Below are 13,459 nucleotides of genomic sequence, written 5' to 3'. Positions count from 1 at the left end.
GCCCTGCACATTGGTTCGTCTTGTTCAGTTTTCAAAGGTCTTTGTCGCTCTCGCGCGACAACTATATTAGTATATCATGACCTCTCCTTACTGTCAACACTTTTTTCCAAAAAATTTTATTTTTTTGAAAGTTTTTTTGAAATAAAAAAATAGAGAGGGAATCCTCTCTATTTATATTCTTGTCTGTATTTGTTTTCTTCAGCTTTATTAGCCCATACATAATGACCTGGTTTAATTTCAACCATTTGTGGTTTATCTTCAGAGTAATCATGTTGTTCTGGATCGTAGATTTTTAGAACTTTTTTACGTTCTAGAATTGGATCTGGAATTGGGACTGCTGAAAGTAGAGATTGTGTGTATGGATGGATTGGGTGGTTAAATAGCTCTTCAGTTTCTGCCACTTCTACAATAACCCCTTTATAGATAACTGCAATACGATCAGAAATGAAGCGTACAACTGACAAGTCATGGGCGATAAAGAGGTAGGTCAAGCCTAATTCTCTTTGGAATTTTTTCAAAAGGTTCAAGACCTGCGCACGTACTGAAACGTCAAGGGCTGAGATTGGTTCATCCGCAATGACAAATTCTGGTTCCATGACAAGTGCACGGGCAATACCGATCCGTTGACGTTGACCACCTGAGAATTCGTGAGGATAACGTGTCAAATGTTCTGCTAGAAGCCCAACTTCATGCATAATATTTTTTACTTTTTCCTGACGTTCTTCTTCACTGTTAAACAAATGGTGGTTGATCAAACCTTCAGAGATAATATAATCAACTGTTGCACGTTCATTCAAACTTGCTGCTGGGTCTTGGAAGATCATTTGAATTTTACGGATCAACTCTGATTTTTCACTATGAGAGTTTTTTCCGTTGATCTTGCGACCGTCATAAATAATTTCTCCAGCACTTGTATCATTCAAACCGATGATCGCACGTCCAATTGTTGTCTTCCCACTTCCTGATTCACCAACAAGAGAGAAAGTTTCTCCCTTATTAATGAAAAAGTTGGCGTTCTTTACAGCAACGAATTTTTTACTTCCTTCACCGAAGGAAATTTCTAAATCTTTAATTTCAACTAATTTTTCAGTCATTTCCTTCCTCCTATTCTGTAATGTGAGTGAAGCCCATTTTTGAGCCAATCTTTTCGTGAAGGTTTTCGATTACTTCTGGTTTATGAACTGTTGGTGCATCTGGATGGAGCAACCATGTCTTAGCCCAGTGAGTATCGGTCACTTTGAAAGCGGGTGCCTCTTCTTCAAAATCAATCTGCATCGCATAATCTGAACGAAGTGCGAAGGCATCTCCTTTGATTGGAGCATACAATGATGGCGGAGTCCCTGGAATAGAGTAAAGATCACCATCTGAGGTTGACAATTGAGGCAAGCTTGAAAGCAAGCTCCATGTGTATGGATGTTTTGGATCGTAGAAAATTTCCTCTACTTTACCAAACTCAACAATTTCTCCAGCATACATAACAGCTACTTTATCTGCAATACTTGCAACCACACCTAAGTCGTGGGTGATAAAGATAACTGTAAATTGGTATTCTTTTTGAAGGGATTTCAACAAATCAATGATTTGCGCTTGAATAGTTACGTCTAGGGCTGTTGTAGGTTCGTCACAGATTAAGATATCTGGACGGCAGGCCAAGGCGATGGCAATAACGATCCGTTGACGCATCCCACCTGAATATTGGAATGGATACTCATCAAAACGACGTTCAGCATCTGGAATTCCAACTTTCTCCATATAGTCCAACGCCATTTCTTTGGCTTCTTTGGCTGTTTTCCCTTGGTGTTTGATAATGACTTCTGTAATTTGGGAACCAATTGTGTTGATTGGGTCCAAACTTGTCATTGGGTCTTGGAAAATTGTTGCGATCTTAGATCCACGAATATTTTCCCAATCTTTATTCGATTTCAAATCTGTCAATTCTTGACCACGGTATTTAATCGAACCTTGGGCAATACGGCCGTTATCTTCTAACATTCCGGTAAACGTTTTTGTCAAAACTGATTTCCCTGAACCTGACTCACCAACCAAGGCAAGAACTTCACCTTCTACTAGCTCAAGCGATACGCCACGAATAGCTGTCAGTACGCGATCGCGCACGTCAAATTCCACTACGATATCTTGAGCAGATAAAATAATATTGTTATTTGATGTCATATCTACTCCTCCTATCTATGTGTACGTGGGTCGCTGGCATCAGCCAAGTTTTGTCCGACGATAAAGAATGACAAGGATACTAAAATCAAAACAGTAAGCGGAATCCAGAATAGGTAGGCATTTGTAGTTACGTTTTGAGAATAGTCAGAAATCAACCGTCCCAAACTTGGAACTGTAATTGGAAGACCTAGTCCGAAGAAGGAAAGGAAAGCTTCGTAAGAAATAAAGCTTGGAAGCAACTGTGATGTTTGTGTCACGATAACAGATACCAATTGAGGCAAAATATTTTTCGTAACAATTTTTAAAGTTGGTGTTCCTAATGTTCGGCTGGCAAGGTTGTACTCCAAATCACGGTAACGCATAATTTGGACACGAATGGTATAAGCAATTCCGATCCATCCTGTTAAGGACATGGCAAGAATCAAGTTCCAGAAACCAGATCCCATTGAGTAAGTCAAGACGATAACGATCAACATAAATGGAATGTTAGAAATAACGTTATAAACTTCCATCATGATACGGTCGATGGATTTTGAGATCCCCCAAATTCCACCAACGATAACTCCGACAACCACGTTAATAACAGTGGCGATGAAGGAAATGATAATCGAATTCCGAGCACCAAACCAAACTCCATCAAAGAGAGATTTACCGTTATTATCTGTACCAAAGAAAGCTTTGGCACTTGGTGGATTCAAACGTGCTGAAAAGTCATTTACCTTACTTACGTCGTTGTAATCAAAATTTGAAAACATAGGATAGACAAAGCTCATCAAGAGAATCCCAATCAAAATAGCAAGCATAATGATAGTGGTTCTTTTTTTCAAGAATTGTCTGAATACAGATTTCCAGTATGAATACGCTGGAGCATCGATTACTTCAGAGGCAAAGTCATCGCGTTTTACAAACTGAAATTTATTTTTATCGATTGTAGCCATTATTTGCCTCCTTTCGTATTCGTTAATTTAATCCGTGGGTCAAGTACTGTCATCAAGATATCACCTAACATGGCAGCAAAGATACCAAGCGATGTGAAAATGAAGACAAGTCCGATGACCATGGTGTTGTTTGATGCTTTAATAGAGTCAATCAACATTTTACCCATACCTGGGAAAGCGAAGACTGTTTCAGTCAGCGTCGCACCTGAGATAACTCCGATAATAGATGTCGGAATACCCGATACCAATGGAACCATCGCATTTTTGAAGATGTGTTTTCTTGAGATCTCACGTTCTGACAATCCTTTTGAACGAGCAAAACGGACGAAATCTTGCGAGTGGATATCGATCATGTAACGACGAATCCAAACTGCGATAAATGGTGCACTCAACAAACCAAGAATCAGAGATGGCAATACATATGAACGCCAATCCTGTGCTCCAAGAACTGGGAATGAGTCTGGAAGCCCAAAGAAAGAACCTGCTAGACGCACAATGTAAACAAGGGCAATAGTTGGAAGAGACATCATAAATGTCAAAACAGCTGTCGAGATGCTATCAAACCATGAGTTCTTGAACAGAGCCATGTAAGATCCTAATGGGATCGCAATCAAGTAAGCAATCGCAATACCAATCAAACCAATGATTGAAGAAGATGCAATCATGGATGGATTCTCATAATTGCTCAAAGTTGCTGTATAAGCATCCCCTTTACCAAATCGACTGATATCTTGTGAATCTGCCTTACTTGGTGATTTGTAGGTACGTGAGTAGATATCAATTGAAGATGTCTTTTTACCTGTTGGGAAGTTCACTTCACTCTTCTTGGTTGTTCCTTGTCCTTGGGTAATTACTTGAAGAACTGGGGTATTAGAATAAGTTGGATATGAATTTCCAAGGTTTAAGGTCACAAAGTTTTGGTGTACATATGGGAATTGACCATTAAAGTACAAGAGGTATTTGTGTTTCGTACCAGAACCTACAACTGACCAACCAATAGATGGATCATTTTCAATACGGATATAGCGTTTGAGATTTGGATTTGAGGCATCTTTCACCCAACCTGGATGATCAAACTGAATCAAATTTGCATAGAAGCTGATGACACGTTCAAAAACCGGAATTTCACGCACCGCATAAAAAGACTTACTTTCTGGGAAACGTTTCAACTGCCAACCATGACCTAATTTGTTAACGTATGCCTTATAGATCTTTTCATTAGCAGTCGTCGCATCAACTGTTACGGAAGAATCTTCTTTACTTGCTTTTTGTTGCAAGCTCTTTGAATCCATGTATTCCAAATAACCCATGCGATCGTAGACAGTATTTTCGTAGTTGATCTTCGAATCTTTTGTCTTCGCTACTTTATTGTAGTTGGGGTCATTTTTAAAGATGAGATTTCTCGGTGTTAGCGTATAGATAATCATGTAGGTTAATGTCGTGACGAGAAAGATTGACACTAACGAACGTAAAATACGCATAAAAACATATTTTTTCATATTTGATTCCTTTAATGTCCAAAAGAACTTTCTCCCCTAGAAGAGAAAGTTCTAATGAAAAGCAATAATTTAATTATTTAACGTGTTTTTCAAGATCTTGTTGAGCTTTTTTGTTTGACTCAGCTTTTTCTTTTTGCCATTTCTTAAGAGCTTCATCATATTGTTTCTTAGTAACAGGTTCATCTTGAACTTCTACGTATTTGAAGTATGTTGAACCTTTGTTACCTGTTTGTGAGGATGGTTCAGAGAATGGAACTACCTTAGAAACAGCTGTTGCAGCACCTGTACTTGACATCGTTGGAATAACAATTGCACTATCTGTCAACCAAGCTTGAGCTGCTGCGTATTTTTCGTAACGTTTCACAACATCTTGTGTTTCATTACTTGCATCGTCAAGAAGTTTAGCGAATTCATCCAAACCAACTGCTTTTGCTGATGGGTTATCTACCCCACCTGCAAAACCAAGGTAGACTTTTGTTTGGTCTTCAGAAGATGGTTGGAGAGTGTCAAGGTAAGTCGATGGATCATCGTAGTCTGGATTCCATCCTACCATTCCTTGAAGATCCCAGTCTGCATCTGCAGCTGATGGCACATTCAATGTAATATTCAACACTTCATCTGAGTCCATCATTTGAAGATCCAGAACGACATTGTCTTTGCCAAGAGTTTCTTCCACTGTTTGTTTCAGAGATTGCATCCGTGAAACAAAGTTTGTAGAATTTTGTGCTACCGGTACATCAATATGAATTGGGAATTGAACGCCATCTTTTTGAAGTTCTGCTTTTGCTTTCTCAAGTTGTGCTTTCGCTTTGTCTTTGTTGTAAAGACCGTCTTGACCATCTGCAAGGTTGATACCTTTCCATTGGTCCCCATAAGTAGTCAATTTGTCTGCTACTACATCTCCAAAATCTTTCCCATTTACTTGTACAAAGGCTGGTGCTGTGTAGGTGTTACGGATAGCTGGTTTAGCAAATGCTTTACTATTTACTTGTGCTGAATAGTTTTCACGGTTCAAGGCAAAAGTAATAGCTTGACGGAAATCTTTGTTCAAGATTGCTTTCTTAGTAGAAGATTTTTCAGCATCTGATTTCTTAGCAGTGTGTTTGTAAGATTGACGATCAAGGTTAAAGCCAAGAACTGCTACACCTGATCCTGCTGGTGTAGTAAAGATATTGTCTTTATATTTTTTCTCTACTGTTGCAAAATTAGAGCTTGCAGGGAAAAGGCGAGCTTTTGTATACGCACCATCAGAGAAGCCACGTGCCAGCGAATCTTGGTCTGATCCATCGTAGTAAGTCAATTTCACTTCTTTAAGGTGAACGTTTTTCTTATCCCAGTAATTATCGTTCTTTTCAAATACAACAGATGATTTTGAAGTAATAGATTTCAAAAGGAATGGTCCATTTGAAAGGATTGATTTCACATCGTTTGGTTGACCAAAATCATCGCCCTTACTCTTCAAGAACTCTGTGCTAATTGGGAACAAAATTCCGTTAGTCGTTTTAGAGTTCCAGAAGGTTTCAGGTTTGTTCAATGTGTACTCAAGTGTGTAATCATCAACAGCTTTGACACCAACTTGGCTAAAGTCTGTGATTTTCCCTTGGACATAATCATCCAAGCCTTTGATAGATCCTTGAACGAGTGGAAGAGTTTCAGATTTTTTATCTGCAGCGTGTTTCAAACCTGTTACAAAGTCTTTAGCCGTCACTTCGCCATGTTCTTCACCATCTGCATCGTACCACTTAACCCCTTTACGAATCTTGTAAGTATAAGTCAAACCGTCTTTTGAAACAGACCAGTCTTCCGCAATTGAAGGCACAAGGTTCCCGTATTTATCATTTTCTAGCAAACCGTCTACCACATTTGTAGTGATATCATGTGTAGCGGCTTTAGAAGAGATCGTGTAGTCCAAAGTTGTTGGATCTGAAGTGTAGACATAACCATAGTTTTTGTCTTCGTTTGAACCAGAACCTGATTTACTTGTGTTTGATCCTGAACATGCAGCTAACAATCCAGCTGCAAGGAGTGTTACTCCGGCAACTGCGAATACTTTACCTTTTTTCATAGGAATTCTCCAATAGTTTTTTTAGATTTGTTTAAGATTATATCACAAGTAGAAAAAAAAGTAAACTAAATTTTCTGAATATTTGCTTCAACACCATCCAAAAACCTTGCTATAACTGACTTTTTAGTCTAATTGTTGATTTTACGATTTTCCATTAATCATTTGTATGATACAATAGAGAAGACTAAATACTGAGGAAACAACTGTGAAAAAATTCTTTCTTTCTTTTTTAACCTTCATGCTGCTGTTATGCAGTTTACCTTATCAGGTCGTACTAGCAGATGAGCTAGATCTTCCTGCTAAAAGTGCTATTGCTGTTGAAGCTGATACAGGTAAAATCTTATATGAAAAGGATTCGGAGAAAAAGCGAGATGTGGGGGGACTATCTACACTCTTGACCACTTATCTGATTTTCGAAGCCATTCATGAAAAAAAACTTTCTCTAAAAGATCCTATCAAATTGTCTGAGAAAGCTCTGGCCTTAAATGATATCGAAGGTGCTGGTACTCTTCCTATGGAAGCGAACCAATATACGGTTGAACAGTTATTGACTGCTCTTTTAATTGGAAATTCTAGCACTGCTGCCTTGGCCCTAGCTGAGAAGGTCGGTGGCTCCGAAAAAGGCTTCGTTGAAAAGATGAAGCAAAAATTGTCTACCTGGGGCATTCAATCTCCCCACTTGATCAACGCGACAGGCTTAAATACACAAACCATCAGTGGAGATCCTGAAGGGAAAGAGGATGAAAATCAATTGAGTGCTTATGACATTGCTGTTATTGCCAAACACTTACTCCAGGATTTCCCTGAGGTGACCAAATATACTTCAAAACCGACAGCTCTTTTTTCGAACACGCAGATTGAAAACCCCAATCTGATGCTTGAAGGCATGCCGAATTACCGTTCTGGGGTCGACGGCCTTCGAGTCAGCAACTCTACCAAAGGTGGCATCACCTTTGCTGCATCAACGACGCAAAATGGCATCCACATGATCACAGTTGTCCTAGGAGTTGAGGCAGTTGACGGCGATCCATATGCACGCTTTGTGGCTACTTCTTCTCTGATGAACTACGTGGTACGAACCTTTGTTTCTTCCATTGTCGTCAAAGAAGGAGATCCCTACGGAAAAAGTAAGGCAACTATCATGGATGGGAAGTCAGAGACTGTTTTAGCTGTTGCAAAAAAAGACTTCTATATCGTCGAAAAACAAGGTAGTCAAGCAGAACCAAAAATTCAATTCAAGAGTGACCAAGAATCATTCCGAGCACCTGTCAAATCAGGCACAAATCTTGGAAAGTTACACTACACTGATCCAGATAAAATCGGGCGTGGCTACTTAGAAGATCAAGAGCCTACGGTCGATATGGTGGCAGGAAGAACCATCGAGAAAAGCTTTTTCTTAAAAGTATGGTGGAATGAATTCGTCCGATATGTCAACGAAAAATTATAAGCAAAAAAATCACAATGGAGTCAGTTCCATTGTGATTTTTGATTGGTGAAAATGAATTATCCTACAGATCCTTCCATTTCGTAGCTAATGAGTCGGTTTAACTCAACGGCATATTCCATTGGAAGTTCTTTTGTAAAGGGCTCTACAAATCCCATGACAATCATTTCTGTCGCTTCTGATTCGGACAAACCACGACTCATCAAATAATAAAGTTGTTCTTCTGAGATTTTTGAAACCTTAGCTTCGTGCTCCAAAGCAACTTGTGAGTTGTGGATTTCATTAAATGGAATGGTATCTGACGCAGATAAGTTATCCATAATGATGGTGTCACACTCGATGTGAGAAACTGATTTCTTGGAATTTTTGTTAAAGGTTACTTGTCCACGGTAGTCTACCTTTCCGCCACCTTTTGCGATAGACTTCGATACGATAGACGAGCTGGTATGAGGGGCATTGTGGATCATCTTAGCACCTGTATCTTGGTGTTGACCTGCGTTTGCAAAGGCAATGGACAACATGGTACCACGCGCTCCTTCTCCATCCAGATAAACAGATGGGTACTTCATGGTCGTCTTGGCACCTAGGTTCCCGTCGATCCACTCAACAGTGGCATCTTTTTGTGCTTTTGCCCGCTTGGTGACCAAGTTGTAGACATTGTCTGACCAGTTTTGGATGGTCGTGTAGCGCATGTAGGCACCATCCAAGGCAAAGATCTCAACAATCGCAGCATGGAGGCTATTGCTTGAATAGGTCGGCGCTGTACAACCTTCCACATAGTGGACACTTGCTCCCTCATCCACGATAATCAACGTGCGCTCAAACTGGCCTGTATTTTCATTGTTGATACGGAAGTATGTTTGAAGGGGGACGTCTACTTTTACGCCTTTTGGTACATAAATGAAGGTCCCACCAGACCAGACTGCTGAGTTGAGGGCAGCCAATTTGTTGTCCGTTGGTGGTACTAACTTCGCAAAATACTGTTTGAAAAGGTCTGGATATTCTTTTAGGGCAGAATCCGTATCGGTAAAGATAATCCCCAACTTTTCAAATTCTTCTTTCATATTGTGATAAACCACTTCTGATTCATACTGGGCAGAAGCCCCCGCTAAGTAGGCACGTTCGGCTTCAGGAATCCCGATACGCTCAAAGGTTTCCTTGATTTTCTCTGGAACTTCATCCCATGAACGGGCAGGTTTATCTGAAGGTTTTTGATAATAGATCAAATCATCAAAGTCAATCTCTGATAGATCTGCACCCCAGGTTTGCATAGGCATCTTTTTGAAGGTTTCAAAAGATTTCAAACGGAATTCTAACATCCATTCTGGTTCATTTTTTGCTGCAGATAATTCACGAATAACTGCTTCGTTCAAGCCTTTTCCTGTAGAGAGAATAGGTTGAACGTCATCGTGAAATCCAAATTTATATTCACCGAGATCAATTGGTTTCGGTTCGACTCTTTCTTCAGCCATAATTTCCTTTCTTTCTCTGTTTCTTCTTCTAATTATTTGCTACGTTCGATCGCTTTTTTAAGAGCATTCCAGGAGAGGGTCGCACATTTAATCCGTTGTGGGAATTTAGAGACTCCAGATAAGAAGGCTGCGTCTCCCAATTCCTCTTGGCGAGGATCTGACTGGCCTTGGACCATTTCTGAAAAGACCTGCGCCAATTCTTCGACTTCCTCTTTTGTTTTTCCCATTACAGCATCCGTCATCATACTAGCTGAAGCGGTTGAGATCGTACATCCTGAATTAACAAAGGCGATATCTTCCACCCTGTCATTCTCATCAAATTTCACACTTAACTGGATCACATCTCCACAAGTTGGATTGTTGAGTTGGATCTGATCAACATCTTCAATCTGGCCCTGATGGTGAGGGTGTTTTGAATGGTCAGCTACGACCGCCATGTACAGCGAATCTAATTTAGAAAGTGCCATTGAAAAACTCCTTTGCTTTGATCAATGCCTCAATTAATTTATCACAGTCCGCTTTGGTGTTGTAGATATAAAAACTTGCTCTCGTTGTCGCTGGAACTTGTAGGTATTGAAGGAGCGGTTGTGCACAGTGGTGACCTGCACGAACAGCAATCCCTTCATAATCTAATGCTGTTGCTAAGTCATGCGGATGGAGATCTCCTAGATTGAAGGAAATGACGCCAGAACGTTTTGCTAAGTCTTGGGAACCATAAATGGTCAAGCCTTCGATCGCCTGTAATTTTGGAAACACATAGGCAATCAATTCTTGCTCATGCGCTTCTACCTGGTCCATCCCCAGCTCTTCTAAGTAATCGATTGCTGCACCGAGACCAATTGCTCCCGCCATATTAGGTGTTCCAGCTTCAAATTTCCAAGGCAATTCCTTCCAAGATGCAGATTGTTCGTAAACAAAGTCAATCATCTCGCCCCCAAACTCGATCGGAGACATTTGCTCTAAGATTTCTTCCTTCCCATAGAGGACACCAATCCCTGTTGGTGCAGCCATCTTATGGCCAGAAAAAGCAAAGAAATCCGCATCTAAGTCTTGTACATCAATGGCCATATGAGGGGTTGATTGAGCCCCATCTACGACCATGATCGCTCCAACTTCATGAGCTAATCGAGCAATTTCCTTGATCGGATTGACCACCCCTAAGACATTCGAAGCATGGGTGATGGAGACAAATTTTGTCTTCTCACTAAGCTTGCTCTTTAAGTCCTGCATATCCAGTAAGCCATCTTTTAGATAGACATAGACCAGTTTTGCTCCTGTCTTCTTGCAGGCTTGCTGCCAAGGAATGATATTGGAGTGATGTTCCATGATGGAAATCAGGACTTCATCCCCTTCCTTTAGGACTTCTTCTGCATAGCGGGCTACCCAGTTGAGTCCAGTCGTTGTCCCTCTTGTAAAGAGCACTTCCTTGGTTGATGAAGCGTTGATAAATTTTCTGACTTTCTCACGCGCCGCCTCATAGGCTGCTGTCGCTCGTTCAGCCAAAGTATGGACTCCACGATGGACATTGGCGTTATCTTGCAAATAATAGTGATTAACGGCTTCAAGAACACGTTTAGGTTTTTGCGTCGTCGCTGCATTATCTAGATAAACCAAAGGCTCATCATGGACTAGTTGATCGAGAATGGGAAAATCTTGAGCAATTGTATTTTTATCTAGCATTGTTTCTCCTTAGCGTTGAGATAACTTTTCTTCAATGGTGGCAATCATTTCATCACGTACTTCTTTAACTGGGATTTCAACAATAACAGATCCCAAGAAACCACGCACCACTAAGCGTTCCGCTGTGTGTTGATCCAGACCACGACTCATGAGGTAATACATATCTTCTGGGTCCACTTGACCGATCGATGCAGCATGGCCTGCTGTGACGTCATTTTCATCAATCAAGAGGATTGGGTTGGCATCTGAACGTGCTTGATCCGATAACATCAAGACACGGCTTTCTTGCTGGGCATCTGCTCCTTTAGCACCCTTGATAATATGACCGATTCCATTGAAGGTCAAGGTTCCTTTTTCAAGAATGACACCGTGTTGCAAGATATTTCCGATTGAGTTACAACCAAAGTTGGTCAAGCGCGTATCAATCCCTTGCACCTGACGACCACTTGATAAGGCAACGACCTTCAAATCAGCATGACTTCCATTTCCAACCAAGTCACTGTCAAAGTCTGCAACAACATTGCCTTCATTCATAACACCGATGGCCCAATCAATGCTGGCATCCTGTCCTAGTTTCCCACGGCGACTGATGTAGGCTGTGACATTTTCACCCAGGCGGTCAATCGCCGCAAATTTCACTTGAGCACCTGAGCGGGCGATCACTTCAACCGTCACATTAGCAGTTGCTTTTGCTGTGCCATCACCTTTTGATTCCAAGCGTTCCAAATAGCTGAACTTACTGTTTTTACCAGCGATAATCAAAATGTGTTTGTTAAAAGGTACATCACTATCACTATCCTGGTAAAAAATCCCTTCAATTGCTTCTGCAATCTCAACATTATCTGGGATATAGAGGACCGCCCCACTATTAAAATAAGCTGTGTGGTAAGCTGCCAGCTTGTCATCATCGTATTTGACTGAAGACATAAAGTAGTCTTCTACCACCTGCGGAATTTCCTCTAAAGCAGAGTGGAAATCTGTGAAAACAACTCCTTGCTCTGCTAGCGCCTGTGGGACCTGTTCAAATACAGTCTGAGTCCCAACTTGGACCAATTTTAAATTCGAATCGAGGGCTGTAAAATCAGGGACATTGGCTAAAGCTTCACTTTCTGTGATCGTCCCGTCCCCAAGATTCCAACGATGGAATTTGACGCGTTCGATAGCTGGCAATTCCAACTGATCGATCTTATCAAAAGCTTTTTTTCGTAAATCTAGCAGCCAGCTTGGCTCAGCATGCAGTTCCGAAAAGAGGGTAATATTTTCAATACTCATTTTTTTCTCCTAATAAAGATACTATCTGTTTGATTTTATGACAACATTTGATCACTTGTCATCAGGTTATAGTTCTTCTTTATAGTCGTAACCGAGTTCTTCTGCGAGTTGAGCATAGCCTTCACGTTCCAAGCGGGCAGCCAATTCTGGTCCACCTGAAAGCACGACACGGCCTTCCATCATCACATGAACGACGTCAGGAGTAATATAGTTCAACAAACGTTGGTAGTGGGTGATGATCATCGCTCCAAAACCTTCACCCCGCATTGCATTAACCCCTTTAGATACGACCTTAAGAGCATCGATATCCAAACCAGAGTCAATTTCATCCAAAAGGGCAAATGTTGGTTCCAACATCAACAATTGAAGGATTTCATTGCGTTTTTTCTCACCACCAGAGAAGCCTTCGTTCAAATAGCGTTCTGCCATTTCTTCTTTCATGTTGAGCAATTCCATCTTTTCATCCAATTTTTTGATGAAATCACGAATAGAGATCTTCTCGTCCTCTTCTTTACCAGCATTCATGGCTGCACGTAAAAATTCTGCATTCGTAATTCCTGGGATTTCTGAAGGGTATTGCATGGCAAGGAACAAGCCCATCCGTGCACGTTCGTCTACTTCCAATTCCAAGATGTTGACACCATCAAAGAGAATCTCCCCTTTGGTTACTTCATAATTTGGGTTTCCCATAATGGCAGCTGACAGAGTAGATTTCCCTGTTCCATTTGGTCCCATGATGGCTGCGATCTCACCAGTTTTTAGGGTCAGGTTTACACCTTTTAAAATTTCTTTGCCTTCAATTTCAACGTGAAGGTCTTTAATTTCTAATGTCGACATTGCATTCCCTTTCTTTTTACTTTGAAGTCTAGAAGGTTCTCAAAGCATCGATTCCTTCATCACAAAGTATTTTTTTACCT

The 13,459-nt window shown here is 40.7% G+C and carries 11 protein-coding genes; 1 reads left to right on the top strand and 10 read right to left on the bottom strand.

From position 1 onward, the window contains the following. Positions 1–167: 167 nt before the first annotated feature. From I2F76_RS06135 to I2F76_RS06115, 5 genes are all read right to left on the bottom strand, one after another. Positions 168–1,094: an ATP-binding cassette domain-containing protein gene (locus I2F76_RS06135; protein WP_003010296.1), complete on the bottom strand. Its 927-nt coding sequence runs from the start codon at positions 1,092–1,094 to the stop codon at positions 168–170. 10 nt (positions 1,095–1,104) lie between these two features. Next, positions 1,105–2,172, bottom strand: coding sequence for an ABC transporter ATP-binding protein (locus I2F76_RS06130; RefSeq protein WP_003004369.1), 1,068 nt, complete (start codon positions 2,170–2,172; stop codon positions 1,105–1,107). 11 nt (positions 2,173–2,183) lie between these two features. Further along, positions 2,184–3,110, bottom strand: a complete 927-nt coding sequence (oppC, locus tag I2F76_RS06125; protein WP_003010290.1) for an oligopeptide ABC transporter permease OppC — start codon at positions 3,108–3,110, stop codon at positions 2,184–2,186. After that, positions 3,110–4,609: an ABC transporter permease gene (locus I2F76_RS06120; RefSeq protein ID WP_195487459.1), complete on the bottom strand. Its 1,500-nt coding sequence runs from the start codon at positions 4,607–4,609 to the stop codon at positions 3,110–3,112. Before I2F76_RS06120 ends, oppC begins: the two co-directional genes overlap by 1 nt. Before the next feature lie 73 nt (positions 4,610–4,682). Next, positions 4,683–6,674 (bottom strand): peptide ABC transporter substrate-binding protein, encoded by a 1,992-nt coding sequence (locus I2F76_RS06115; protein WP_195487458.1) that lies wholly within the window; start codon positions 6,672–6,674, stop codon positions 4,683–4,685. Between the two features lie 205 nt (positions 6,675–6,879). Between I2F76_RS06115 and I2F76_RS06110 the strand changes: the two genes are divergently transcribed. Continuing rightward, positions 6,880–8,121 carry a serine hydrolase gene (locus I2F76_RS06110; protein WP_195487457.1) on the top strand — a complete coding sequence of 414 codons (1,242 nt, stop codon included), beginning with the start codon at positions 6,880–6,882 and terminating at the stop codon, positions 8,119–8,121. Between the two features lie 56 nt (positions 8,122–8,177). Here the strand turns inward: I2F76_RS06110 and sufB are convergent, their stop codons facing one another. The 5 genes from sufB to sufC form a co-directional block, all read right to left on the bottom strand. Continuing rightward, on the bottom strand, positions 8,178–9,590 hold the full coding sequence (gene sufB / locus I2F76_RS06105) for a Fe-S cluster assembly protein SufB (RefSeq protein WP_195487456.1): 1,413 nt from the start codon (positions 9,588–9,590) through the stop codon (positions 8,178–8,180). A gap of 32 nt (positions 9,591–9,622) precedes the next feature. After that, positions 9,623–10,057, bottom strand: coding sequence for a Fe-S cluster assembly sulfur transfer protein SufU (sufU, locus tag I2F76_RS06100; RefSeq protein ID WP_003010276.1), 435 nt, complete (start codon positions 10,055–10,057; stop codon positions 9,623–9,625). Further along, positions 10,044–11,270 (bottom strand): cysteine desulfurase, encoded by a 1,227-nt coding sequence (locus I2F76_RS06095; protein WP_024056228.1) that lies wholly within the window; start codon positions 11,268–11,270, stop codon positions 10,044–10,046. The genes sufU and I2F76_RS06095 overlap by 14 nt, the downstream gene beginning before the upstream one ends. Before the next feature lie 9 nt (positions 11,271–11,279). Then, positions 11,280–12,542, bottom strand: a complete 1,263-nt coding sequence (gene sufD, locus I2F76_RS06090; RefSeq protein WP_195487455.1) for a Fe-S cluster assembly protein SufD — start codon at positions 12,540–12,542, stop codon at positions 11,280–11,282. A gap of 66 nt (positions 12,543–12,608) precedes the next feature. Then, positions 12,609–13,379: a Fe-S cluster assembly ATPase SufC gene (sufC, locus tag I2F76_RS06085; protein ID WP_003004238.1), complete on the bottom strand. Its 771-nt coding sequence runs from the start codon at positions 13,377–13,379 to the stop codon at positions 12,609–12,611. Positions 13,380–13,459: the final 80 nt, after the last annotated feature.

This window comes from Streptococcus parasanguinis, assembly GCF_015557775.1.
GTDB lineage: Bacteria > Bacillota > Bacilli > Lactobacillales > Streptococcaceae > Streptococcus > Streptococcus parasanguinis_AA.
Note: the sequence above shows the minus strand (reverse complement) of the source record. Positions and strands in the feature narration are given on the sequence as shown.